Source organism: Microvirga antarctica, from assembly GCF_017921815.1.
GTDB lineage: Bacteria > Pseudomonadota > Alphaproteobacteria > Rhizobiales > Beijerinckiaceae > Microvirga > Microvirga antarctica.
Genome location: NZ_JAGEMM010000195.1, coordinates 1 through 281 on the forward strand (window position 1 = coordinate 1; position 281 = coordinate 281).

Annotated in this window: 1 protein-coding gene; it reads left to right on the forward strand. The window is 62.6% G+C overall.

Annotated elements, in window-relative coordinates; translation table 11 throughout:
* The coding region (locus tag J4G32_RS21455; RefSeq protein WP_210497772.1) for a hypothetical protein at nt 1–281 on the forward strand (281 nt) is incomplete at both ends.

The window sequence follows — 281 nt, forward strand, 5'->3', positions numbered from 1 at the left end:
CGAGGGGGATTTTCTCGCCCTTGCCCCGGCAGAACAACGTACGCTATGGCCAACAACGCAGGCGGTAAAATCCGACGACGCGCATGAGCGCCAGACAACCGCCGGAAAAGGTTTTGTCGACCGGATGACGCGCGTTCCGGAACGCGCCGTACAGATGGCGCTGGCAGGCCACGGGCGTCAAGTCTCATCGCTGCTGACGCCAGTAGCCTGGATGTTCGTCATCGCCGCCCTGCTTATCGCGCTTGATTCCGCCGCAGGCGTTGGCGTGCTGGTGCTTTTGC